Origin of the sequence: Pseudomonas yamanorum (assembly GCF_900105735.1) — a bacterium.
In the GTDB taxonomy this organism is placed as follows: domain Bacteria; phylum Pseudomonadota; class Gammaproteobacteria; order Pseudomonadales; family Pseudomonadaceae; genus Aquipseudomonas; species Aquipseudomonas yamanorum.
In genome coordinates this window covers 1,309,528-1,330,629 of sequence record NZ_LT629793.1, presented here as the reverse complement: position 1 = coordinate 1,330,629, position 21,102 = coordinate 1,309,528, and the positions used below count along the sequence as shown (strand labels likewise).

Annotated in this window: 25 protein-coding genes; 14 read left to right on the top strand and 11 right to left on the bottom strand. The window is 60.5% G+C overall.

The genetic code is table 11. The features are described from left to right. Both BLU46_RS06515 and BLU46_RS06510 read left to right on the top strand, forming a co-directional pair. Positions 1–1,332: an acyclic terpene utilization AtuA family protein gene (locus BLU46_RS06515; RefSeq protein WP_093200013.1), complete on the top strand. Its 1,332-nt coding sequence runs from the start codon at positions 1–3 to the stop codon at positions 1,330–1,332. Continuing rightward, positions 1,329–1,649: an AtuA-related protein gene (locus BLU46_RS06510; RefSeq protein WP_063031986.1), complete on the top strand. Its 321-nt coding sequence runs from the start codon at positions 1,329–1,331 to the stop codon at positions 1,647–1,649. The genes BLU46_RS06515 and BLU46_RS06510 overlap by 4 nt, the downstream gene beginning before the upstream one ends. Positions 1,650–1,757: 108 nt before the next feature. On the opposite strand, the gene BLU46_RS06505 is transcribed toward BLU46_RS06510, so the two are convergent. The 5 genes from BLU46_RS06505 to BLU46_RS06485 all read right to left on the bottom strand — a co-directional run bounded on the left by BLU46_RS06505 (position 1,758) and on the right by BLU46_RS06485 (position 4,532). Beyond that, entirely contained in the window at positions 1,758–2,129 is a 372-nt protein-coding gene (locus BLU46_RS06505; protein ID WP_063031984.1) for a glutathione S-transferase N-terminal domain-containing protein, read from the bottom strand. A 103-nt stretch (positions 2,130–2,232) separates the two neighbouring features. After that, complete coding sequence (gene folE / locus BLU46_RS06500; protein ID WP_003204506.1) at positions 2,233–2,778, bottom strand: GTP cyclohydrolase I FolE; 546 nt, start codon at positions 2,776–2,778, stop codon at positions 2,233–2,235. 79 nt (positions 2,779–2,857) lie between these two features. Further along, a complete protein-coding gene (locus tag BLU46_RS06495) occupies positions 2,858–3,415 on the bottom strand; it encodes a Smr/MutS family protein (RefSeq protein ID WP_003213135.1) in 558 nt (185 codons plus the stop codon). 75 nt (positions 3,416–3,490) lie between these two features. Then, complete coding sequence (locus BLU46_RS06490) at positions 3,491–3,811, bottom strand: hypothetical protein (protein ID WP_003213133.1); 321 nt, start codon at positions 3,809–3,811, stop codon at positions 3,491–3,493. Between the two features lie 130 nt (positions 3,812–3,941). After that, positions 3,942–4,532 (bottom strand): cysteine hydrolase family protein, encoded by a 591-nt coding sequence (locus BLU46_RS06485; protein WP_008433198.1) that lies wholly within the window; start codon positions 4,530–4,532, stop codon positions 3,942–3,944. A gap of 240 nt (positions 4,533–4,772) precedes the next feature. On the opposite strand from BLU46_RS06485, the gene prmB reads away from it, so the two are divergent. After that, on the top strand, positions 4,773–5,681 hold the full coding sequence (gene prmB / locus BLU46_RS06480; RefSeq protein ID WP_063031982.1) for a 50S ribosomal protein L3 N(5)-glutamine methyltransferase: 909 nt from the start codon (positions 4,773–4,775) through the stop codon (positions 5,679–5,681). Between the two features lie 147 nt (positions 5,682–5,828). On the opposite strand, the gene BLU46_RS06475 is transcribed toward prmB, so the two are convergent. After that, complete coding sequence (locus BLU46_RS06475) at positions 5,829–6,632, bottom strand: hypothetical protein (protein ID WP_003213127.1); 804 nt, start codon at positions 6,630–6,632, stop codon at positions 5,829–5,831. A gap of 100 nt (positions 6,633–6,732) precedes the next feature. After that, a complete protein-coding gene (locus BLU46_RS06470) occupies positions 6,733–7,695 on the bottom strand; it encodes an alpha/beta hydrolase (protein WP_093200010.1) in 963 nt (320 codons plus the stop codon). A 143-nt stretch (positions 7,696–7,838) separates the two neighbouring features. Here BLU46_RS06470 and aroC point away from each other — a divergent pair, with 143 nt between their 5' ends. The 4 genes from aroC to BLU46_RS06450 all read left to right on the top strand — a co-directional run bounded on the left by aroC (position 7,839) and on the right by BLU46_RS06450 (position 11,323). Next, positions 7,839–8,930 carry a chorismate synthase gene (gene aroC / locus BLU46_RS06465; RefSeq protein ID WP_093200005.1) on the top strand — a complete coding sequence of 364 codons (1,092 nt, stop codon included), beginning with the start codon at positions 7,839–7,841 and terminating at the stop codon, positions 8,928–8,930. A gap of 148 nt (positions 8,931–9,078) precedes the next feature. Continuing rightward, positions 9,079–10,230: an MFS transporter gene (locus BLU46_RS06460; protein WP_172834579.1), complete on the top strand. Its 1,152-nt coding sequence runs from the start codon at positions 9,079–9,081 to the stop codon at positions 10,228–10,230. 28 nt (positions 10,231–10,258) lie between these two features. Continuing rightward, positions 10,259–10,804 carry a 1,2-dihydroxy-3-keto-5-methylthiopentene dioxygenase gene (locus BLU46_RS06455; protein ID WP_093199999.1) on the top strand — a complete coding sequence of 182 codons (546 nt, stop codon included), beginning with the start codon at positions 10,259–10,261 and terminating at the stop codon, positions 10,802–10,804. Positions 10,805–11,038: 234 nt separating this feature from the next. Beyond that, positions 11,039–11,323 carry a response regulator transcription factor gene (locus BLU46_RS06450; protein ID WP_063031976.1) on the top strand — a complete coding sequence of 95 codons (285 nt, stop codon included), beginning with the start codon at positions 11,039–11,041 and terminating at the stop codon, positions 11,321–11,323. A 54-nt stretch (positions 11,324–11,377) separates the two neighbouring features. On the opposite strand, the gene BLU46_RS06445 is transcribed toward BLU46_RS06450, so the two are convergent. Continuing rightward, a complete protein-coding gene (locus BLU46_RS06445) occupies positions 11,378–11,656 on the bottom strand; it encodes a DUF3509 domain-containing protein (protein WP_003216777.1) in 279 nt (92 codons plus the stop codon). Positions 11,657–12,050: 394 nt separating this feature from the next. Between BLU46_RS06445 and BLU46_RS06440 the strand changes: the two genes are divergently transcribed. From BLU46_RS06440 to BLU46_RS06420, 5 genes are all read left to right on the top strand, one after another. After that, the gene (locus tag BLU46_RS06440; RefSeq protein ID WP_093199995.1) at positions 12,051–13,877 is read left to right on the top strand and encodes a long-chain-acyl-CoA synthetase; all 1,827 of its coding nucleotides are present in this window, start codon (positions 12,051–12,053) and stop codon (positions 13,875–13,877) included. 96 nt (positions 13,878–13,973) lie between these two features. Beyond that, positions 13,974–14,489, top strand: a complete 516-nt coding sequence (locus tag BLU46_RS06435; protein ID WP_010176046.1) for an ankyrin repeat domain-containing protein — start codon at positions 13,974–13,976, stop codon at positions 14,487–14,489. Positions 14,490–14,530: 41 nt separating this feature from the next. After that, positions 14,531–15,061: a hypothetical protein gene (locus BLU46_RS06430; protein ID WP_063031972.1), complete on the top strand. Its 531-nt coding sequence runs from the start codon at positions 14,531–14,533 to the stop codon at positions 15,059–15,061. Positions 15,062–15,129: 68 nt separating this feature from the next. After that, entirely contained in the window at positions 15,130–15,321 is a 192-nt protein-coding gene (locus BLU46_RS06425; protein ID WP_003172956.1) for a PLDc N-terminal domain-containing protein, read from the top strand. Positions 15,322–15,717: 396 nt separating this feature from the next. After that, positions 15,718–17,805: an LTA synthase family protein gene (locus BLU46_RS06420; RefSeq protein WP_063031970.1), complete on the top strand. Its 2,088-nt coding sequence runs from the start codon at positions 15,718–15,720 to the stop codon at positions 17,803–17,805. A gap of 61 nt (positions 17,806–17,866) precedes the next feature. Here BLU46_RS06420 and BLU46_RS06415 read toward each other — a convergent pair whose 3' ends face one another. Continuing rightward, positions 17,867–18,019 (bottom strand): DUF3309 family protein, encoded by a 153-nt coding sequence (locus tag BLU46_RS06415; RefSeq protein WP_003216767.1) that lies wholly within the window; start codon positions 18,017–18,019, stop codon positions 17,867–17,869. 329 nt (positions 18,020–18,348) lie between these two features. Here BLU46_RS06415 and BLU46_RS06410 point away from each other — a divergent pair, with 329 nt between their 5' ends. Beyond that, positions 18,349–19,164 (top strand): SDR family oxidoreductase, encoded by an 816-nt coding sequence (locus BLU46_RS06410; RefSeq protein WP_093199991.1) that lies wholly within the window; start codon positions 18,349–18,351, stop codon positions 19,162–19,164. A gap of 163 nt (positions 19,165–19,327) precedes the next feature. Beyond that, positions 19,328–19,537: a carbon storage regulator CsrA gene (gene csrA, locus BLU46_RS06405; protein WP_063031965.1), complete on the top strand. Its 210-nt coding sequence runs from the start codon at positions 19,328–19,330 to the stop codon at positions 19,535–19,537. 3 nt (positions 19,538–19,540) lie between these two features. Here the strand turns inward: csrA and BLU46_RS06400 are convergent, their stop codons facing one another. Next, the gene (locus tag BLU46_RS06400; protein WP_003192759.1) at positions 19,541–19,768 is read right to left on the bottom strand and encodes a YheU family protein; all 228 of its coding nucleotides are present in this window, start codon (positions 19,766–19,768) and stop codon (positions 19,541–19,543) included. A 59-nt stretch (positions 19,769–19,827) separates the two neighbouring features. Further along, entirely contained in the window at positions 19,828–21,012 is a 1,185-nt protein-coding gene (locus tag BLU46_RS06395; RefSeq protein ID WP_003216760.1) for an osmoprotectant NAGGN system M42 family peptidase, read from the bottom strand. Positions 21,013–21,102 lie beyond the last annotated feature (90 nt).

Genomic DNA, 21,102 nt, shown 5'->3' with positions numbered 1-21,102 from the left:
ATGAAAACCTTGCGCATCGGTTCCGGCGCCGGCTACTCCGGCGACCGTATCGAACCTGCGGTGGAATTGGCCGAACAGGGTGACCTGGATTACCTGGTCTTCGAATGCCTGGCTGAACGCACCATCGCCCTGGCGCAACACGCGCGGATCAGCGATCCACAAGGCGGTTACGACCCGCTGTTGAGTGAGCGCATGCGCCGCGTGCTGCCCTTTGTCGGCCGGCCCGACGGGCGCCGGCGCTTGCGGGTGATCACCAATATGGGCGCGGCCAACCCGGTGGCGGCGGCAGTGGAAGTGCGCCGGATTGCCGGTGAGCTGGGGCTGAACCTCAAGGTGCTGGCGGTGATTGGCGATGACGTACTCGAGACGTTGCGGGGCCAGCCGGAGCAGTTGCTCGACAACGGCCAGACCCTTGGTTCATTGGGCGACCGGCTGATTTCCGCGAACGCCTACCTGGGCGCCGAGGGCATTATCGACGCCTTGCGCGCCGATGCCGACGTGGTGATCACCGGCCGGGTGGCAGACCCTTCGTTGTTCCTGGCGCCGCAGATGTTTGAATTCGACTGGGCTGCGGATGATTGGCAACGGCTGGGACGCGGCACGTTGGTGGGGCATTTGCTGGAGTGTGCCGGGCAGGTCAGCGGTGGCTACTTTGCCGATCCGGGCTTCAAGGACGTGGACGACCTGGCACGCCTGGGCTTTCCGTTGGCCGAGATTGATGCCGACGGAGAGGCGTTGATTACCAAGGTCGCGGGTTCCGGCGGGCGGGTCAGCCGGGCCACGTGCACCGAACAACTGATCTACGAAGTGCATGATCCGGCCGCCTACGTTACGCCGGACGTGTGCGCGGATTTTTCCGGGGTGGCGTTTACCGAAGAAGCCGCGGACCGAGTGCGTGCCCACGGTGCGAGCGGACGGCCCCGTCCCGAAGCGTTGAAAGTCAGCGTCGGTTATCTGGACGGCTGGATCGGTGAGGGGCAGATTTCCTACGGCGGCCCGGGCGCGGTCGCTCGTGCGCAACTGGCTCGCGATGTAGTCCTGAAACGCTTGGAATTGACCGGCGTGCGCATGCAGGACGTGCGTGCCGAACTGATCGGCATCGACTCGTTGCATGGCCCGCGCAGCACGGTTGAACCGTGGGAAGTCCGCCTGCGCATTGCCGCCCGCTGCGAAGAGCGCAGCGAGGCGGTGCGCGTCGGCAATGAAGTGGAAACCCTCTACACCAACGGCCCGTCCGGCGGCGGTGGTGCCAGCAAGAGCCTGCGCCAGGTGGTGGCGGTGGCGTCGTTGCTGTTGCCCCGTAACGCGGTCAACCCGAGGATCGAGTCATGAAACTGCACACCCTGGCCCACTCCCGTACCGGCGATAAGGGCGACACCTCGAACATCTCGATCATTGCGTATCGGGCCGAGGATTATTCGCTGCTCTGCGAGCAATTGACGGCTGAGGTGGTGGCGGCATTTTTTGCGCCGTTACTGGAGGCGGGCGCTGCACCAGTGCGGCGTTATGAGTTGCCCAATGTGCAGGCGCTGAACTTCGTGTTGCCGGGCATCTTGCGGGGCGGGGTGACGCGGTCGCTGGCGCTGGATGCCCATGGCAAGTGCCTGGGCTCAGCGTTACTGGATATTGAATTGGCAATACCAAACTAATGTGGGAGCGGGCTTGCTCGCGAATGCGGTGGATCAGCCAGCCTATGTATTGGCTGACCCACCGCTTTCGCGAGCAAGCCCGCTCCCACATTGGATCCTCGCTGTTTGTCAGACCGCCGCAAACCGCTTGTCCAGATAATCGATGATCACCTTGGAGTCGTACATCCAGGTGGTCTGGCCGTTCTCTTCAATGCGCAGGCATGGCACCTTGATCTTGCCGCCTTGTTCCAGCAGGGTCTGGCGATCCTGTTCGTTGTTCTTCGCGTCCTTCAAGGCCACCGGCACGTTCAGGCGGTGCAGGGTGCGGCGGGTCTTCACGCAGAACGGGCAGGCGTGGAATTGATACAGGGTCAGGTCCTTGGCCGCTGCGTTCACCTGCGCCTGCTGTTCGGCAGGGCGCTGCTTTTTGCGCGGACGGGTCAGGAAGTCGCCGGCGATGATGACGTGGCCGAGGCCCACTCGAAGTGCTTTGACGAACATGGCTGAAACCTCTTGCCCTAGACTGAAGGGGCCGCAGCTTACCTGATTTTTCACAGGCGAAAAAAAACCGGCGATGAACGCCGGTTTTTCCAGGTGCTGCGTATTACTTGATCAGGCTGAGAAACTCGCTGCGGGTCGCCGCGTTTTCGCGGAACTCACCCAGCATCACCGACGTGATCATCGACGAATTCTGCTTCTCCACACCGCGCATCATCATGCACATGTGCTTGGCCTCGATCACCACTGCAACGCCCAGGGCGCCGGTGACCTGCTGGACCGCATCGGCGATCTGGCGGCTGAGGTTTTCCTGGATCTGCAGGCGGCGGGCATACATATCGACGATACGCGCGACCTTCGACAGGCCCAGCACTTTGCCGCTCGGGATATACGCGACGTGAGCCTTGCCGATAAACGGCAGCAGGTGGTGTTCGCACAGCGAGTACAACTCGATGTCCTTGACCAGCACCATTTCGCTGTTGTCAGAGCTGAACAAGGCACCGTTGGTGACTTCTTCGAGGGTCTGTTCATAACCGCGGCAGAGATACTGCATGGCCTTGGCGGCACGTTTTGGCGTGTCGAGCAGGCCCTCGCGGGAAACGTCCTCGCCGAGCTGGCCGAGGATCGCGGTGTAATTCTGTTCCAGGGACATGAAACTACCTAGTGGGATTTTCGCAAAGGGCAAGGGTACGGCGGCCAACACATCGCTGCAAGCCTGACGATGGCACTTGTTACTCGTCGCGGCCTTCCATCATGGTGCGCTTGAGCATCACATACACCGCGCCAGCACCGCCGTGACGTGGCTGGCAAGAGGTAAAACCCAGCACCTGGGAGTGTTGGCGCAGCCAGGTGTTGACGTGACTTTTGATCATCGGCCGCTTGCCGTCCAGGCGCACGGCCTTGCCGTGGGTGACGCGCACGCAGCGGATTTCGAATTTGGTGGCTTCGGCGAGGAACGCCCAGAGGGTTTCACGGGCTTTTTCGACGGTCATGCCGTGCAGGTCGAGGCTGCCTTCGAACGGGATCTGGCCGACCTTGAGCTTGCGCATTTGGCTTTCCTGCACGCCGTCGCGGGCCCACATCAGCTCGTCTTCGGGGCCTACATCGATAACGAACTGATCCGACAGACCGTCCACGGTGGTGGCGTCCGTACGCACGGTCGCGGCCTGGCGCAGCTTGGCGATCTGGGCGCGGTCGGTCTTGGGTTTGCCGGTGTCGGCGCGATCGTGCTTGATCGGCTTGACGCCGCGCAGCTCGTTCTTGAATAGGGAAAAATCGTCGTCTTGCATGTCAGCCTCCGCGAAGGGCGGGCAGTTTACCTAATCGCGGCGGCTTGATGCGCAACAAACGCTAACTGGATGCCATCAGTCGTGCTTTTTCATCAGGTGCGAGGCGATGTTCAGTGACAGGGGCTGGCGCATGCGCCGACGGCAACGGCGCCACAGCCATACGCCAAACCACAGCACCAACAGGCCGATGACCAACAGTATTGCAGAACCACCAGGGCTGGCGTTCAGTTCGCCCAAGGCCGGTGAATGTCCAACCAAACCAGCGCCGCCGGCAATTGCCAGTAGTACGCCACCTATCGCCAACAGCGCGGCAAAGCCGGCGCCGATGCGCAGACGCCAGTTGCTCGGGCCCTTGGGGCGCAAACGACGAGCATCAAAACCATCGGATATCTTCATTCCGACCTTTCCTCCAGGGTATCGGCCCTTCGACCGGAAGATACACAGGTTGTTCCGGGTACAGAGGCAATTGCAGCAAATGACAGGTTTTTGCGGATGAGCGGGCGGCTACCCGCTCATCTGAGGTCGATCAGATCAGATCTTTGGTCAAGGCGAGGGTGGCGAAGTTGTCGGCCATGATGGCCATTTCAGTCTGCTGCACATGGTCGGCGCTGAGGATGCCGCCCTTGTAAGGCAGGTCGCGGGTGGCGCAGGCGTCTTCTACCAGGGTGCAGCGAAAGCCCAGGTTCTTCGCCGCGCGCACGGTGGTGCTGACGCTGGAGTGGCTCATGAAGCCGCAGACAATCAGGTCCAGGGAGCCGAGGTCTTGCAGGTGCTTCTCCAGGCCGGTGCCGTGGAAGGCGCTGGGCAGCAACTTGCCGATGATGGTTTCATCGGCCTGGGGCTCGAGGCCTGGAATGAACTCACCGCGCTCGCCCTGGGGATCAAACAGCCCGCCGACCGTACCCAAGTGGCGCACGTGCACGATCGGGCGCCCGGCGTTGCGCGCGGCAGCGGCGAGTTGCTTGATGTTTTCGACAGCAGCGTCCATGCCCGAAAGGGCGAGGGGACCGCTGAGGTATTCCTTCTGGGCGTCGATGATCACGAGGGTCGCATGGTTCAGGTTCGCCGCTGCGTAACCACGACCGCTGAGTTGAAACATCGTCTTTGGAACGGACATTCTGGGGCTCCTGTGAGTGGGGCTTTTGTGACATTGTCCTCTGGCTGAGCGCTTCTGTGAATCGCTACCATCGTAAGGTACGCCGTTGTTGGCGTGTAGCGATGTCAATAGGGCACTACGTTTAGGCAAAAACCGTGTTTAAGATGAAATCCGACGTGCGGCAAAGGGTTTTTTCGTACATCGTCGGTACAGCTTAAGACTGTTAGAATCGCCGGTCGTTTTTTCCAGGAGCTTGCCCCCGTGATCACTTCTCGCCTGCGCACCTTGCGCGACCACATCCGATGGGCCGTCAGCCGTTTCCATGGGGAAGACCTGTTTTTTGGCCATGGCACCGACAACGCCTGGGACGAAGCCCGGCAACTGGTGCTCGGCGCCCTGCATCTGCCGTGGGAAATTGCCGACAGCTACCTGGATTGCAACCTGGAAGAAGAGGAAATCTCCCACGTGCAACGGTTGCTGCACCGCCGCATCCATGAGCGGGTGCCTACCGCTTACCTGCTGAAGGAAGCCTGGTTCTGCGGCATGTCGTTTATCGTTGATGAGCGCGTGCTGATTCCACGCTCACCGATTGGCGAACTGATCGAAAACCGCTTCGAACCGTGGCTGGGCACACCGCCGGCCCGCATTCTGGACCTGTGCACCGGTTCCGGTTGCATCGGTATAGCCTGCGCCTACGAGTTCCAGGACGCCGAAGTAGTGCTGGGTGACCTGTCCTTTGAAGCCTTGGAAGTGGCCAACCAGAACATCGAGCGCCATGGTGTCGACGAGCGCGTCTACACCGTTCAGGGCGACGGCTTTGATGGTTTGCCGGGCCAGCGTTTTGACCTGATCGTGTCCAACCCGCCGTATGTCGATGCCGAAGACTTCGCCGACATGCCGGATGAATACCAGCACGAACCGGAACTGGGCCTGGCCTGCGGGGATGACGGTTTGAACCTGGTTCGACGGATGCTGGCCGAAGCGGCGGATCACTTGACCGAGAAGGGCTTGCTGATTGTCGAAGTGGGCAACAGCCAGGTTCACGTCGAGGCGCTGTACCCGGAGGTGGACTTTGCCTGGCTGGACTTCCAGCGCGGTGGGCATGGCGTGTTCATGTTGACGGCAGAGCAATGCCGGGCGCATCAGGCGGTGTTTGCCGCGAGGGTTTAACCGCTTCCAAGCGGGTAACGCGGTCAGTGTGGGAGCGGGCTTGCTCGCGAATGCGGTGGCTCAGTCAAGATATCCGGTGACTGACACACCGCATTCGCGAGCAAGCCCGCTCCCACATTTTGATCCGGTTTCAATTGATAAACCGGATTACCGATGCGTCGCAATCCAGATCAACAACCCCGCCTGAAACACGGTAAACGCCACCAAACACGTAATCGTGAAGCGCAACCCGCTGTCTTCGCGCTTGAACTTGGTGACCTTTTCCTCTTCCTTGCGCAGCTTCACTTCCTGTTCGGCCAGGTTCTGCTCGGCCTGTTGCAGCATCTGCGCCGCTTCCAGAATCTCCACGAACTGCAGCTTTTCGGTGTTCCAGCTGTCCAGCACATCGCTGACCTTGCCCGGTTGCACGTTGCCCTTCAAATGCTGGACATCGGCATACGCCACATCAAAGCCCTGGATACGCAGGAAGTGATCCCGGCGCAGGCGCGTGGCTTCATTCAACGCGTCCTTGTTGGCCAGGTCGACGCCATCAACGCGGTAGTGCGACCACTTCTTTTTCGCCCAGGCAGCGCCCTGGGCCACGAGGAAGCGGCCGATGCCGCGGTTAGCCGGCTCGATCTCCAGGCTGTTGCCCGGGCCAAAGTGCACCCGATGGGTCGCGTGATCGACCCAGATATCCAAATGGTTCTGTTCCCGGCGCACCCGCTGGCCCGGCAATTGGATGACCATGCGCAGCAGGCTGTGGTCCTTGTTGTTGCGTTCGGCCCAGCCAAACTGCACAAAGCGCAGGGGCCGCACGCCGGTGGCGCGGTCGGTGGCCAAAGGGGCCAGGCGCAGCATCTTGAAATGTTCGGCCTGTACCTCCGCCCACGGTAACGCGGCCGATGCGGCGGCCTCGGTGTCTGCCGTGGTGTCGGCGGTAGGTTCGGGTGTTGCTTCGGTGTTCGTCATTCGGCGCGATCCTGTCCAAGCTCTGCGGGCCGACAGGCTTTTTGCTGTCGACCCAGGGCTTATCGGCCGTTTTGCTCAGGACTGGAGGGGGAATACTCGCTTAACTGGCGCGAAGTCCGTCGATAAAGCGAACCAGGCGTGTGCCCAGTTCGGCAGCCAGCGGGAGCTGTGGGTCGTTGTAGGACTCCAATTGCTGCTTCACGTCATTGGGCACGATCCGCATCACGTGGTTCATGCCCTCGATCACCGTCAGCTCGGCGTCGGGCTTGGCCTTCTGCAATCGTTGCGCATCGGCCACGCCGACCTGCAGGTCATTGGTGCCCTGGACGATCAGCGCCGGCATCTTCAGTTTGGCAAATGCTGCCGAAGGGTCGGCTCGGAACAGGCTGATCAGATAAGGCTGCACGCTGGGTCGGAAGATGCCCTCAAGCGGTGTAGGCACATCGGCGTCCACTTGGCCGGCCTTGAGGTGATCGAGAATCTGGTTGCTGCGCAGCAACAGTGCGGGAGGCATGTGGTCGGCCAGTTGCTGGCGGATAACCTGGTCCACCGGGCGTGCACTGCCCGACAGGGAAATCACCCCGGCCGGATTCAGCTGCGGGGCGGCGAGAGCGGCTACCAGCGCGCCTTCACTGTGGCCCAGCACAATCAACGGACCCATGCGCGGGTCGGCCTTGAGCAACTTGCCCCAGGCCACGGCGTCGGAGACGTAGGCGTCCAGGGTCAGGTTGCGTTCATCGGGGGTGGCGGCAAGGCTGGCGGCTACACCGCGCTTGTCGTAGCGCACGCTGGCGATGTTGTGCCTGGCCAGCACCCAGGCCAGCCGCTTGAGGCTGTCGTTGCGTGCGCCGTCGGCGCTGTTGCCGTTGCGGTCGGTGGGCCCGGAGCCGGCGATGATCAGCACCACCGGCACGGGCTTGTCGGATTTGGGTAACAACAACGAGCCAAACAGCTCACCACTGCCGGTGTCCAGGCTGATGGGCTGTTGCAGCACGACAGGGGAGGCGGCGAAGCCAAGGCTGGAAAACAGGGTAAGGGTCAAAAGCAAAACTCGCAGCATCATCGCGCCATCATGAGGAAGGTGCCGGTTGGACCAACGTCTACCGGTAAGGTTTCGAGGATGAACTAGTCGGTTAGCCTGCGTATACTGGCCGCCTTAAGTTATTACGGTTGACTTGATTCAACTGATTTCACGGAGCGCCCTGCATGTCCGGCAATACCTACGGCAAGCTGTTCACTGTTACCACCGCGGGCGAAAGCCATGGCCCGGCGTTGGTCGCCATTGTCGACGGCTGCCCGCCGGGCCTCGAGTTGTCCCTGGAAGACCTGCAGCGTGACCTCGACCGCCGCAAGCCCGGTACCAGCCGCCATACCACCCAGCGCCAGGAAGCCGACGAAGTCGAAATCCTCTCCGGCGTGTTCGAAGGCCGCACCACCGGTTGCGCCATCGGCCTGCTGATTCGCAACACCGACCAGAAGTCCAAGGACTACTCGGCGATCAAGGACCTGTTCCGCCCAGCCCACGCCGACTACACCTACCACCACAAATACGGCGAGCGCGACTATCGTGGCGGTGGCCGCAGTTCGGCGCGGGAAACCGCGATGCGTGTGGCGGCCGGTGCGATTGCCAAGAAGTTCCTGGCGACCCAGGGCATCGTGATCCGCGGCTACATGAGCCAGCTGGGTCCGATCGAAATCCCGTTCAAGACCTGGGACAGCGTCGAAGACAACGCTTTCTTCTGCCCAGACCCGGACAAAGTGCCGGAGCTGGAAGCCTATATGGACCAGTTGCGCCGTGACCAGGATTCCGTCGGCGCCAAGATCACCGTGGTCGCCGAAGGCGTAATGCCCGGCCTGGGCGAGCCGATTTTCGACCGCCTTGATGCCGAACTGGCCCACGCGCTGATGAGCATCAACGCGGTCAAGGGCGTGGAAATCGGCGCCGGGTTCGACTGCGTCGCCCAGCGTGGCACCGAGCACCGTGACGAGATGACCCCGGAAGGTTTCCTCAGCAACAACGCAGGCGGCATTCTCGGTGGCATCTCCTCCGGCCAGCCGATTGTTGCGCACCTGGCCCTCAAGCCGACGTCCAGCATCACCACGCCGGGCCGCTCGATTGATGTGCACGGCAACCCGGTGGACGTGATCACCAAGGGTCGTCACGACCCGTGCGTCGGCATCCGTGCCACGCCGATTGCCGAAGCGATGATGGCCATTGTGTTGATGGACCACCTGCTGCGCCATCGTGGGCAAAACGCCGACGTAAAAGTCAGTACTCCGGTATTGGGCCAGCTGTGACCGTGTGTGGCGAGCGAGCTTGCCCGCGCTGGGCAGCGAAGCGGCCCCAAAGCCTGCAACCCGGTAGTACCTGGAGAACTGCGGCGCTTCTAGTGGGGCCGCTTCGCGCCCCAGCGCGAGCAGGCTCGCTCGCCACAAGTCACTTATGCTGACGCAAGGCCTTCCATACTGGCGACTCTCCAGCTTCTACCTGTTCTATTTCGCCCTGCTGGGGGCGACGGCGCCGTTCCTGGCGTTGTACTTCGATCACCTGGGGTTCTCCAGCGCGCGCATTGGCGAGCTGGTGGCCATCCCCATGTTGATGCGCTGCGTGGCCCCCAACCTGTGGGGCTGGCTGGGGGACTACACCGGCCGGCGCCTGGCCATCGTGCGCTTTGGCGCGGTGTGCACCCTGGTGAGTTTCTCGCTGATCTTTGTCAGCAAGACCTACGCCTGGCTGGCGTTGGTCATGGCCTTGCACGCGTTCTTCTGGCACGCGGTACTGCCGCAGTTTGAAGTCATCACCCTCGCGCACCTGCAAGGCCAGACCTCGCGCTACAGCCAGGTACGGTTGTGGGGCTCCATCGGTTTTATCCTCACCGTGGTGATCATGGGCCGCCTGTTCGACTGGCTGAGCCTGGACATCTACCCGGTGGTGATCGTGGTGATCATGGCCGGCATCATCGGCGCGAGCCTGTGGGTACCGAATGCGCAGCCGCCGGCCCAGGGCAACCGCCTGGCCGGTGACGGCTTTTTGCGGCAACTGCGCAGCCCCGGCGTCCTCGCGTTTTATGCCTGCGTGGCGCTGATGCAGATGAGCCACGGCCCGTACTACACCTTCCTGACCTTGCACCTTGAACACCTCGGTTACAGCCGTGGTGTGATCGGCATGCTGTGGGCGCTGGGCGTGGTGGCGGAAGTCTTGATGTTCCTGGCCATGAGCCGGATTCTCACGCGCTTTTCAGTACGGCGGGTGCTGATGGCGAGTTTCCTGCTGGCAGCGCTGCGCTGGTTGCTGCTGGGTTCATTTGCCGAATTCTTCTGGGTGCTGTTGTTGGCGCAGGTGATGCACGCGGCGACCTTCGGCAGTTTTCACGCGGCGGCCATCCAGTTCGTGCAACGCAGCTTTGGCGCTCGCCAGCAAGGCCAGGGCCAGGCACTGTATGCCGCATTGGCCGGTACCGGCGGTGCGCTGGGCGCACTCTATTCAGGTTACAGCTGGAACCTGCTGGGGCCGACCCTGACCTTCAGCATTGCCAGCATTGCGGCCCTGGCCGCCGCCCTAACCATTGGCATTCGATTGCAAGAGGAGCGGCCATGAGCGGCTCCCGTGACAGAGGAAGAATTTGATGAGCTATCTCGCGGTTTACCACGTCTCCACCCCCGATACCCCGAACAAGGTCCTGACTCACCAGGACGACATTGTCTCGACCCTGGCCGAGCTGGGCGTGGGGTTTGACCGCTGGCAGGCCGCTACCCGGCTTGAGGCGGACGCCAGCGAGATTGAGATCATCGCGGCCTACCAGGCGCCCATCGACACGCTGATGACCGAGCGCGGCTACACCACCGTTGATGTGATCCGCGTCAGCAACGATCACCCGCAAAAAGCCGAATTGCGCGCCGAGCGGCTGGACGAACACCGCATGGCCCAAGATCACGTACGTTTCTTCGTCGCGGGCCGTGGGCTGTTTACCTTGCACATCGAAGACTATGTGTACGCGGTGTTCTGCGAGAAAAACGACCTGATCTCGGTGCCGGGCGGCATCCCACACTGGTTTGATATGGGGGAGAACCCGCATTTTGTGGCGATCCGCCTGTTCAGTGATCCTGAAGGGCTGGCGGTCAACCTGACCGGCGACGCGATCGCCGAGGGTTTTCCCCGGCTTGAGGACTAAGGTTGCCTGCCAATGCCTCCTGAATAGGGGGCATTTTTTTTAGTTCAATTCCTGCTGGTTGGAAATCACTGTAGGAATAAACTTTAAAGTTTGTGGGCAACAGCTGTTTATCTTTGGCCTTACTTAATACTTCCTCTCTTTGTGTAACTCTCTCTGGTCGAAATATTTACTCGCCTGTCAATAGGAGGAATCCGACTTCGGGCGTTACAAGACCCATATGAAGAGGAGGCCTGCATGAGCGGTACAGAGCCACAGGAACAACCGTCCACGCACACTGATAACGCACCGGTTGCCAGCCGCAAGACGCGTGCGATGTTGTCGGGTAAGCCCTTGACCCCAAAGGAACGGGAAATTCTGCATTGGGCGGTCGAGGGTAAGACGGTGTGGGAAATCAGCAGGATTCGCTCAATTTCCCAGGCTACGGTGAAGTTTCACCTGCGCAATATCTACGGCAAGTTGCAGGTGACTAACCGCGTCCAGGCTGTGAACGAGGCGATCAAGCAGGGATTGTGCGAATAAAAAAAGGCCGTGGTGCGCAACGGCACCACGACCTGTTCGGGTCCTGCATGTCAATCAAGCCGAATGGTAAGTCGGCAGGGCAAAGCGGTTCTGGCTTTGCAGCATCGAAATCTGTGGCAAATCGCTGGCTTGTTCAGCCAGGTCGCGACGAATCGCGCTGATGACCCACGTCAGTTGGTCGGCCGTGTGCAGTTGCTGATAAGAGATCGAACGTTTGATCTGCTTGCCTTCGCTGTTACGCAAGGTCAGCAGAATGCCGCCATCAGGACGGGCCTGGGTGGTGACGTCGAAATTGGAGAACACAGAAGAAAATTTATCTTGGATCAGGCTCATATCTATCAGCTCCGTTTGCTCATGTTTTGCAGCGTGGAGTGATAGGTGCAGTGATTGTGCCAGTATTGGATGTCTTAAAAAATCGTTGTAAATCAGTAAGTTATAAAATTTTTAGATTTTCAGTTTCGTGCAATTTGCATGAATGGCCATCGTGCATCCTGCATTTTGCGGGGTTTTGCCAATTGTTTCGCCACGGGTGGGCGAGGCAGGTCTTCCATAGTGACCGCGTCACCGGCCGTTAAATTCCTTTTCCTTTTGGGATACAAAACTTTTCAAATCCTGCGTGTACAGCCGAAGAATGGCAGGCGTATTTTCCTGCAAGGCATTCGGCGCCGGTCTTACGGTGAAGGATGCTGGAGGTCATACGAACAATAAGAAAAAGGACGTTCCTGCCATGAACCACCCGCCGAGTGACATGATCACCTGGGGCAAGATGCTGCGTAAGGTGCCCACCATTGTCCGTGCCCTGCCGCGCCTGGTCCGCGGTATGCGCGCCGCCAACGTCACAGACCCGGCGCAACCGTGCGGCCTGGGCTGGACGTTCGAGCAAGCCACTCAACGCAATCCCGATGGCGCTGCGCTGCTGTATGGCGAACGCGTGCTCAGCTATTGCCAGGCCAACCAGCAAGCCAACCGCATGGCCCATTACCTGCAGCAGCAGGGGATCAGCAAGGGCGACGTGGTGGCCTTGTTTATCGAGAACCGCCCCGAGTTGTTGCTCAGCGTGCTGGCCGTGGCCAAGGTGGGCGGCATTTGCGCCATGCTCAATACCTCGCAAACCCAGGCGGCGCTGGTCCACAGCCTTAACCTGGTGACGCCGGCGGCGATTGTTGTGGGGGCCGAGTTGGTAGGCGCCTACGACGCTGTGCGCAGCCAGGTGGCAATTGAGGCCGATAACACCTGGTTTATTGCTGATCAGCAGCACACCCACGTGCCGCCGAATTACGTAGACCTGATGGCCGCCAGCGCCGATTGCCCGGTGGAAAACCCCGCCAGCACCCAGCAGATCTACTTCAACGACCCTTGCTTCTATATCTACACCTCCGGCACCACCGGCTTGCCCAAGGCCGGTATTTTCAAACACGGCCGCTGGATGAGGACCTCGGCCAGTTTCGGCACCATCGCCCTGGATATGGGCCCCGAGGATGTCGTGTATTGCACCTTGCCGCTGTATCACGCCACCGGCCTGTGCGTGTGCTGGGGTTCAGCGATTGCTGGGGCGTCGGGGTTTGCGATTCGCCGCAAGTTCAGCGCCAGCCAGTTCTGGGACGATGCGCGCCGATTCAATGCGACCACCCTCGGTTACGTCGGCGAACTGTGCCGCTACCTGATCGACCAGCCTGTCAGCGAGCAGGACCGGGATAACCGGGTGACGAAGATGATCGGCAACGGCTTGCGCCCTGGCGTCTGGGCCGAATTCAAGCAGCGCTTTGGCGTCGATCACATCTGCGAGCTGTACGCCGCCAGTGACGGCAATATCGGTTTCACCAACGTGCTGAATTTCGACAACACCATCGGCTTTTCCCTGATGCACTGGGCACTGGTGGACTACGCCCATGACAGCTGTGAGCCGATTCGCGGCACTGACGGCTTCATGCGCGAAGTGCCGAAAGGCGGCCAAGGGCTGCTATTGGCCAGGATTGATGACAAGGCACCGTTCGACGGCTACACCGACCCCGAGAAGAATCGCAAGGTGGTACTCAGCGATGTGTTCGAGAAGGGCGACCGCTACTTCAACACCGGCGATCTGTTGCGCAACATCGGCTTCGGCCATGCCCAATTCGTCGACCGCCTGGGGGATACCTATCGCTGGAAAGGTGAAAACGTCTCCACCACCGAAGTCGAGAACATCTTCCTGCAGCACCCGCAGATCTCCGAAGTGGTGGCCTACGGGGTGGAGATTGAAAACACCAATGGCCGCGCTGGCATGGCCGCCATCACCCCTGCGGAATCCCTGGCGTCCCTGGACATGCGCGAACTGCTGACGTTTGCCCATGGGCAACTGCCCGCGTATGCGGTGCCGTTGTTCCTGCGGATCAAAGTGAAGATGGAAACCACCGGCACCTTCAAATACCAGAAGGTGAAACTCAAGGAGGAGGCGTTCGACCCAGGCAAGGCCGGTGATGATCCGATCTTTGCCTGGCTGCCGGGATCGGACAGTTACGTGCCGGTGACCGGGCAACTGCTGGCGGAAATCCAGGGGGGCAAGTTCCGTTATTGATTCTGCCTATTGGCGCTTTTGGGAAAAAAGGCATGACAGTGGGGAACTCCATCGCGAGACTGGGCGCCTTATGAAACACCAGACAAGGAGCCCCACATGTCAGACCAAGCCAAACAAATGACCGAAGACGAAGCCGCCGAATTTGCCGAGCAAGTGTTCGACGTGGCGCGCAAGGGTGATGCCGCGATGCTGGCTGCATTGCTGGCCAAAGGCTTGCCGCCGAACCTGCGTAACCACAATGGCGATACGCTGTTGATGCTGTCGGCCTACCACGGTCACGTGGACGCGGTAAAAGTGCTGCTGGAATTCAAGGCCGATCCCCAGATTGCCAATGACAAGAACCAGTTGCCGATTGCCGGCGCGGCGTTCAAGGGCAACCTGCCGGTGGTCAAGGCGTTGATCGAAGGCGGTGCGTTGGTCGAAGGCGCATCCTCAGATGGCCGCACAGCCTTGATGATGGCGGCGATGTTCAACCGTACCGAAATGGTGGATTACCTGATCAGCCAGGGCGCCAACCCCAAGGCCACCGATGCCCAGGGCGTGACCGCGCTGGCAGCCGCGCAGACCATGGGCGCAGTGGATACGGCGGCGCAGTTGCAAAAACTGGTGTAGGCTTTGCGCCCTCAAAATCAGCCCCGCCACAGGACCACCCCATGAAAACCGCACTCGTCGAACTCATCAGCAAAATCAGCTCCGGCTGCATGAGCGAACCCGAGATCGCCAAGGTGGCGGACGAAGCGGCCCAGGCCTACGCCGATCCTGAAGCTTTCCTTGCCGCCAACCCCGACATCAACTACGACGACACTTTCCCGATTCCCCTGGGCGAGTGGATCGTTGTCGGCAGCCTGCCCGAGACCGTGCTGTTCCAGGCCGACACCTACCTGGATCTGTTCGCCCAGATCGTCGCCTCGTTCGGCCCGGGCGTGGCCTTCAACCTCAAGCCCAAACAACTGGCCAAGACCGAAGCCCTGACTGCGCTGAACCGCATCCAGATCCAGATGAGCGCGCTTAATCCGGAGAACGGCGGCTATGTGCTGATGAACTTCAGCCAACTGCTGGACGACGAGATCCAGACCGTGCTGGTTTACAGCAATGACGTGCCGCGGGTGCTGGAGTTGTGTGCCGAAGTCGGGATCAAGGGCGAACCGTCCCTGGAAGCCCTGCGGGTTGCGGTACACGTCTGAAATAAAACGGAACCCCTGGCCACGGCTGACTATCCTAAGCAGGCAAGCCCTCACTTAGGAGCGACACCATGGGTTCCACTTTTAATGGTCTGATCGGGTTGATCATCCTCGCGCTGGATATCTGGGCGATCATCAATGTGTTCAAAAGCGGCGCGAGTACCGGCGCCAAAGTGCTGTGGATCCTGCTGATCCTGCTGCTGCCGGTGTTGGGTTTGATCATCTGGGCGATCGCCGGGCCGCGCGGTAACGTGCGGATCTGATCCAAACGACGCTATCCAGAGCGGGCACAGTAAGTGTGGGAGCGGGCTTGCTCGCGAATACGGTGTAACAGTCACCTGATGTATTGACTGATTTACCGTATTCGCGAGCAAGCCCGCTCCCACATTTGTTTCCGTAGTCCCGTTATTGTGTTTCGAGATATTCGCTGTACAAAATTTTCACATTCCATCCAAGACAATTCGCCGGCTATTTCCCCTGTCGAGTGCTCTAAAACGAGTGCCCACCTACTGCAGGAGTGAGTAATCAATGGCGTTGCCGGCGTTGATCGGGCACCATTTGCGCCATTGCGTTCACCGTCTACCCCAGCCTGCCTGGGCGAGGGCGGGGCGCCGCTGTATTCATTCGCAACTTAAACTTCCAATGGGTCCTAAAACGACATGGCAAACCCGGACGCCCTGAATCAGCAGCGAGCTTCTAATCGCTTGCTGCAACCGACCGTCAAATCCCATCTGGCGTACACGCTGCTTTGTGCCTTGATCATGATGGTGATGTTCTCCCTGCTGCGCCTGGCGCTGCTGGTCTACAACCGCGAGATGATCCTCGACACACCGGCCTCGACCTTCCTTGAAGCGTTCGCCAACGGCCTGCGCCTGGATATCCGCCTGGTGATGTACGTGCTGGTGCCGCTGCTGCTGGCCTTGTTCAGCGTGCGGGCCATGGCGGCGCGCGGGTTTTTCCGCTTGTGGCTGACGGTCGCGTCCAGCATCGCCCTGTTCCTGGGCCTGATGGAAATGGACTTCTACCGCGAATTCCACCAGCGCCTCAACGGCCTGGTCTTCCAGTATGTGAAGGAAGACCCGAAAACCGTGATGAGCATGCTCTGGTACGGTTTCCCGGTGGTGCGCTACCTGCTGGCCTGGGCCGTGGGTACGCTGATCCTGAGCATCGCCTTTAAAGGCGCCGACCGTGCAACGCGCCCACGTGGCCCGTTCAGCGGCGGCACCATCGGCACCCGCCAGGTGGCGCCGTGGTACACCCGCATCGCGGTGTTCGTGGTCTGCCTGCTGGTCGCCGTGGTCGCCATCCGTGGCACCCTGCGCCAGGGCCCGCCGCTGCGTTGGGGTGACGTGTACACCACCGACTCGAACTTTGCCAACCAGTTGGGCCTCAACGGGACCTTGTCGCTGATCGCGGCGGCGAAGGCGCGTTTCTCCGAAGAGCGCTCGAACATCTGGAAAGCCACCCTGGAACAGCCGTTGGCCACCCAGACTGTGCGCGACATGCTGGTACTGCCGACCGAGAAACTGGTCGACACCGACACCGCCGCTGTCCGTCGTGACTTCACGCCGCCGGCCGAGAAGACCCTGCCGATCAAGAACGTCGTGGTTATCCTGATGGAAAGCTTCGCCGGTCACTCGGTAGGCGCCCTGGGTCGTCCGGGCAACATCACGCCGTACTTCGACAAACTGTCCAAGGAAGGCCTGCTGTTCGACCGTTTCTTCTCCAACGGCACCCACACCCACCAGGGTATGTTCGCCACCATGGCGTGCTTCCCGAACCTGCCGGGCTTCGAATACCTGATGCAGACTCCGGAAGGCAGCCACAAGCTCTCGGGTCTGCCGCAGTTGCTCAGCGCCCGCAAGTTTGACGACGTGTATGTCTACAACGGCGATTTCGCCTGGGACAACCAGTCGGGCTTCTTCAGCAACCAGGGCATGACCAACTTCATCGGGCGTAATGACTTCGTCAACCCGGTGTTTTCTGACCCGACCTGGGGCGTGTCCGACCAGGACATGTTCAACCGTGGCCTGGAAGAGTTGAAGGCGCGTGAAGGCGGCAAGCCGTTCTATGCGCTGCTGCAAACCCTGTCCAACCACACGCCGTACGCGTTGCCGACGCCATTGCCGGTTGAGAAGGTCACCGACCGTGGCAGCCTCAACGAGCATTTGACCGCCATGCGCTACTCTGACTGGGCCTTGGGCCAGTTCTTTGAAAAGGCCCGCAAGGAGCCGTACTTCAAGGAAACCCTGTTCGTGATCGTGGGCGACCACGGCTTCGGCAACGAGCAGCAGATCACCGAGATGGACCTGGGCCGCTTCAACGTGCCGATGCTGATGATCGCACCGGGCATGCAGGAGAAGTTCGGCGAGCGTGACCACACCGTGGGCACCCAGATCGACATCGTGCCGACCATCATGGGCCGCCTGGGCGGTGACACCCTGCACCAGTGCTGGGGCCGTGACCTGCTCAACCTGCCGGAAGGCGACAAGGGCTTTGGCGTGATCAAGCCGTCGGGCAGCGACCAGACCGTCGCCTTGCTCACCGGTGATCGCGTGCTGGTCCTGCCTAAGGAAATGCCACCGAAGTTGTGGGAATACGAACTGGGCGCCAACCCGACCGGGAAGGTGATTCCAGAATCGCCGGACGAAGCTGCGTTGAAGCAGAAGCTTGAATCGTTCCTGCAGACCGCTACCAAGAGCCTGCTGGATAACACCGCAGGTGTAGTGGACGGCAAGCCGGATTAAACACCCGCGCATAAAAAAAGAGGCCTTTTTAAGGCCTCTTTTTTTTGCACGCTGGAACGCGTTATATCTTGCCGAGCAACAACAGAATCAGCAGCACTACCAACACAGTACCGAGAATACCCGATGGCCCGTAACCCCAGTTGCGTGAGTGGGGAAACACGGGAAGACCGCCGACCAGCAGGAGGATCAGAATAATGATAAGAATGAGGCTCATGTTTTGTTTTCCTTATTGTCTTCTGAAAAGACCTGTTATTTAACGAATAGGCCCGACAACTGATACGGACGCCTTAATAACTCCGACCAATGTGTTTGGCAGAAAATTCCGTGTTTTTTTAAAGCTTTTCGCTAACTTGCTTATTTCCTTTAACCCCGTTGCAAATAACCGCCCTTAGTTCAAATAAATTGAACTTGGCAGGTTTCCCGCTATCCGACCCGGCCCACGGTTTGCCTCGGGCATTCAGCAGTCTGATGGTGCGTGGGTGCAGGAAAAACCTTCGCTACACTGCGGCTCACTTCTTCCGTGAACCACAAGGCTACTTTCCTATGCAAAATCGCATGATGATCACCGGCGCCGGTTCTGGCCTGGGTCGCGAAATCGCTCTGCGCTGGGCCCGTGAGGGTTGGCAACTGGCCTTGTCGGACGTCAGCGAAGCAGGCCTGCAAGAAACCCTCAAGCTGGTGCGCCAGGCCGGCGGTGACGGTTTCACCCAGCGTTGCGACGTGCGCGACTACAGCCAGCTCACCGCCTTCGCGCAGGCCTGTGAGGAAAAGCTCGGCGGCATCGACGCGATCGTCAACAACGCCGGTGTCGCATCGGGCGGGTTCTTCAGCGAACTGTCCCTGGAAGACTGGGACTGGCAGATCGCAATCAACCTCATGGGCGTGGTCAAGGGCTGCAAGGCCTTCCTGCCACTGCTGGAGGAGAGCAAGGGCCGCATCATCAACATCGCCTCCATGGCCGCCCTGATGCAGGGCCCGGCCATGAGCAACTACAACGTGGCCAAGGCCGGCGTGGTGGCGCTTTCGGAAAGCCTGCTGGTGGAGCTCAAGCAGCAGGAAGTCGGGGTGCACGTGGTGTGCCCATCCTTCTTCCAGACCAACCTCCTGGACTCGTTCCGCGGGCCGACGCCGGCGATGAAGGCCCAAGTGGGCAAGCTGCTGGAAAGCTCGCCGATCACCGCCGCACAGATCGCCGACTACATCTACCAGCAGGTGGCTGAAGGGCAATTCATGATCCTGCCCCACGAGCAGGGACGCATGGCCTGGGCACTGAAGCAGAAGAACCCGCAACTGCTGTATGACGAGATGACCGTGATGGCGGACAAGATGCGGGCCAAGGCTCAGTCGCTCAAAGCCTGAACATCGCGTTTAGTTCTGAGGCGCAATTCGCGATTTGTCATCGCTTGTCTGTAAGGCAAATTACCTGCGCGTGTAAGGCATGCCTGTTTAGCCTGAAGGCCATTGATGGCGATGGGCGGGGGGCGCATGGTCGGGGTTCGGTAACTTAAAAAGGACGAACCCCATGCTGGTATTAAGCCGCGCGGTAGGTGAAATAATTTCGGTGGGCGACCAGATCACTTTGCGCATTCTGGAAGTGAACGGCACCCAAGTGAAGCTGGGTGTGGAAGCGCCGGTGGGGGTCAATGTGCACCGGGCGGAGGTCTATCAAAAGATCCTCAGTCGCCAGGGGCAGCAGACCAACACCCATCCAGTGCCTGTGCCCAATCCCTGAGTATCAGTCGAACAGATGCTTGGGCACATCGTGCTTGAGCATCAACTGGCACTGCTCGCTCTCGGGGTCGAAGACAATCAGCGCCTGGCCCTTGGTCAATGCCTGGCGTACCCGCAGCACCCGGGTTTCCAGGGGTGTGTCGTCACCATTGTCGGTGCCGTCGCGGGTCACGAAGTCTTCGATGAGGCGGGTCAGGGTGTCGACTTCAAGTGCATCGTAGGGAATCAGCATACAAGCCTCGGCTAAGGAATCCCGGCGATGCTACTGCGCCGGGATCCGAGTTGCCAGTCTCAGGTTTTTTGACCCACCAGGCTGTCCACCGACGGCACGCGGGTATCGCTCTCCATTTGCGTGTCGTGTTCGATCTGGTGACTGAACCGGTCGAGGGAGCCTTTGGCCGGCTGTGCATCGCTGGCGAACACCGGCGGGCTGAGGATGTACGCGCCCAGCAGGCGACTCAGCGCGGCGAGGCTGTCGATGTGCGTGCGCTCATAGCCATGGGTAGCATCGCAACCGAATGCCAGCAGTGCGGTGCGAATGTCGTGGCCGGCGGTCACCGCCGAATGCGCGTCGCTGAAGTAATAGCGAAACAGGTCGCGGCGCACCGGCAACTCATTCTCCGCCGCCAGGCGCAGCAGGTGGCGGGACAGGTGATAGTCATACGGCCCGCCGGAATCCTGCATCGCCACACTCACCGCGTGTTCGCTGGAGTGCTGCTCGTGGGCCACCGGCGCAATGTCGATGCCGACGAACTCACTCACATCCCACGGCAATGCCGCCGCCGCACCACTGCCGGTTTCTTCGGTGATGGTGAACAGCGGGTGGCAGTCGATTAGCAACGGTTGACCGCTGTCGACAATCGCCTTGAGCGCCGCCAGCAGTGCGGCAACCCCGGCTTTATCGTCCAGGTGGCGGGCGCTGATATGCCCGCTCTCGGTGAACTCCGGCAGCGGGTCGAAGGCGACGAAATCGCCGACGCTGATGCCCAGGGAATCACAATCGGCGCGGGTGGCGCAGTAGGCGTCCAGGCGCAGTTCGATGTGGTCCCAGCTGATGGGCATTTCATCCACGGCGGTATTGAACGCGTGACCGGAGGCCATCAACGGCAACACGCTGCCACGGATCACGCCGTTATCGGTAAACAGGCTGACACGGCTGCCTTCGGCAAAGCGGCTGGACCAGCAGCCCACGGGTGCCAGGGTCAGGCGGCCATTGTCCTTGATTGCCCGCACGGCGGCGCCGATGGTGTCCAGGTGCGCGGAGACGGCGCGGTCAGGGCTGTTTTTCTGGCCCTTGAGGGTGGCGCGGATGGTGCCGCGCCGGGTCATTTCAAAGGGAATGCCCAGTTCTTCGAGGCGCTCGGCAACGTAGCGCACGATGGTGTCGGTAAACCCGGTGGGGCTGGGAATGGCGAGCATTTCCAGCAGCACTTTTTGCAGGTAAGCGAGATCCGGTTCGGGGATGGTTCGGGTCATGGAAACTCCTGATGAGTTGAGGGCATCGATGGTTTCGATGAAAGGGGCGCCTCAGAGATTGTGTTGGCTGTACCGGCGTCTTCGCGAGCA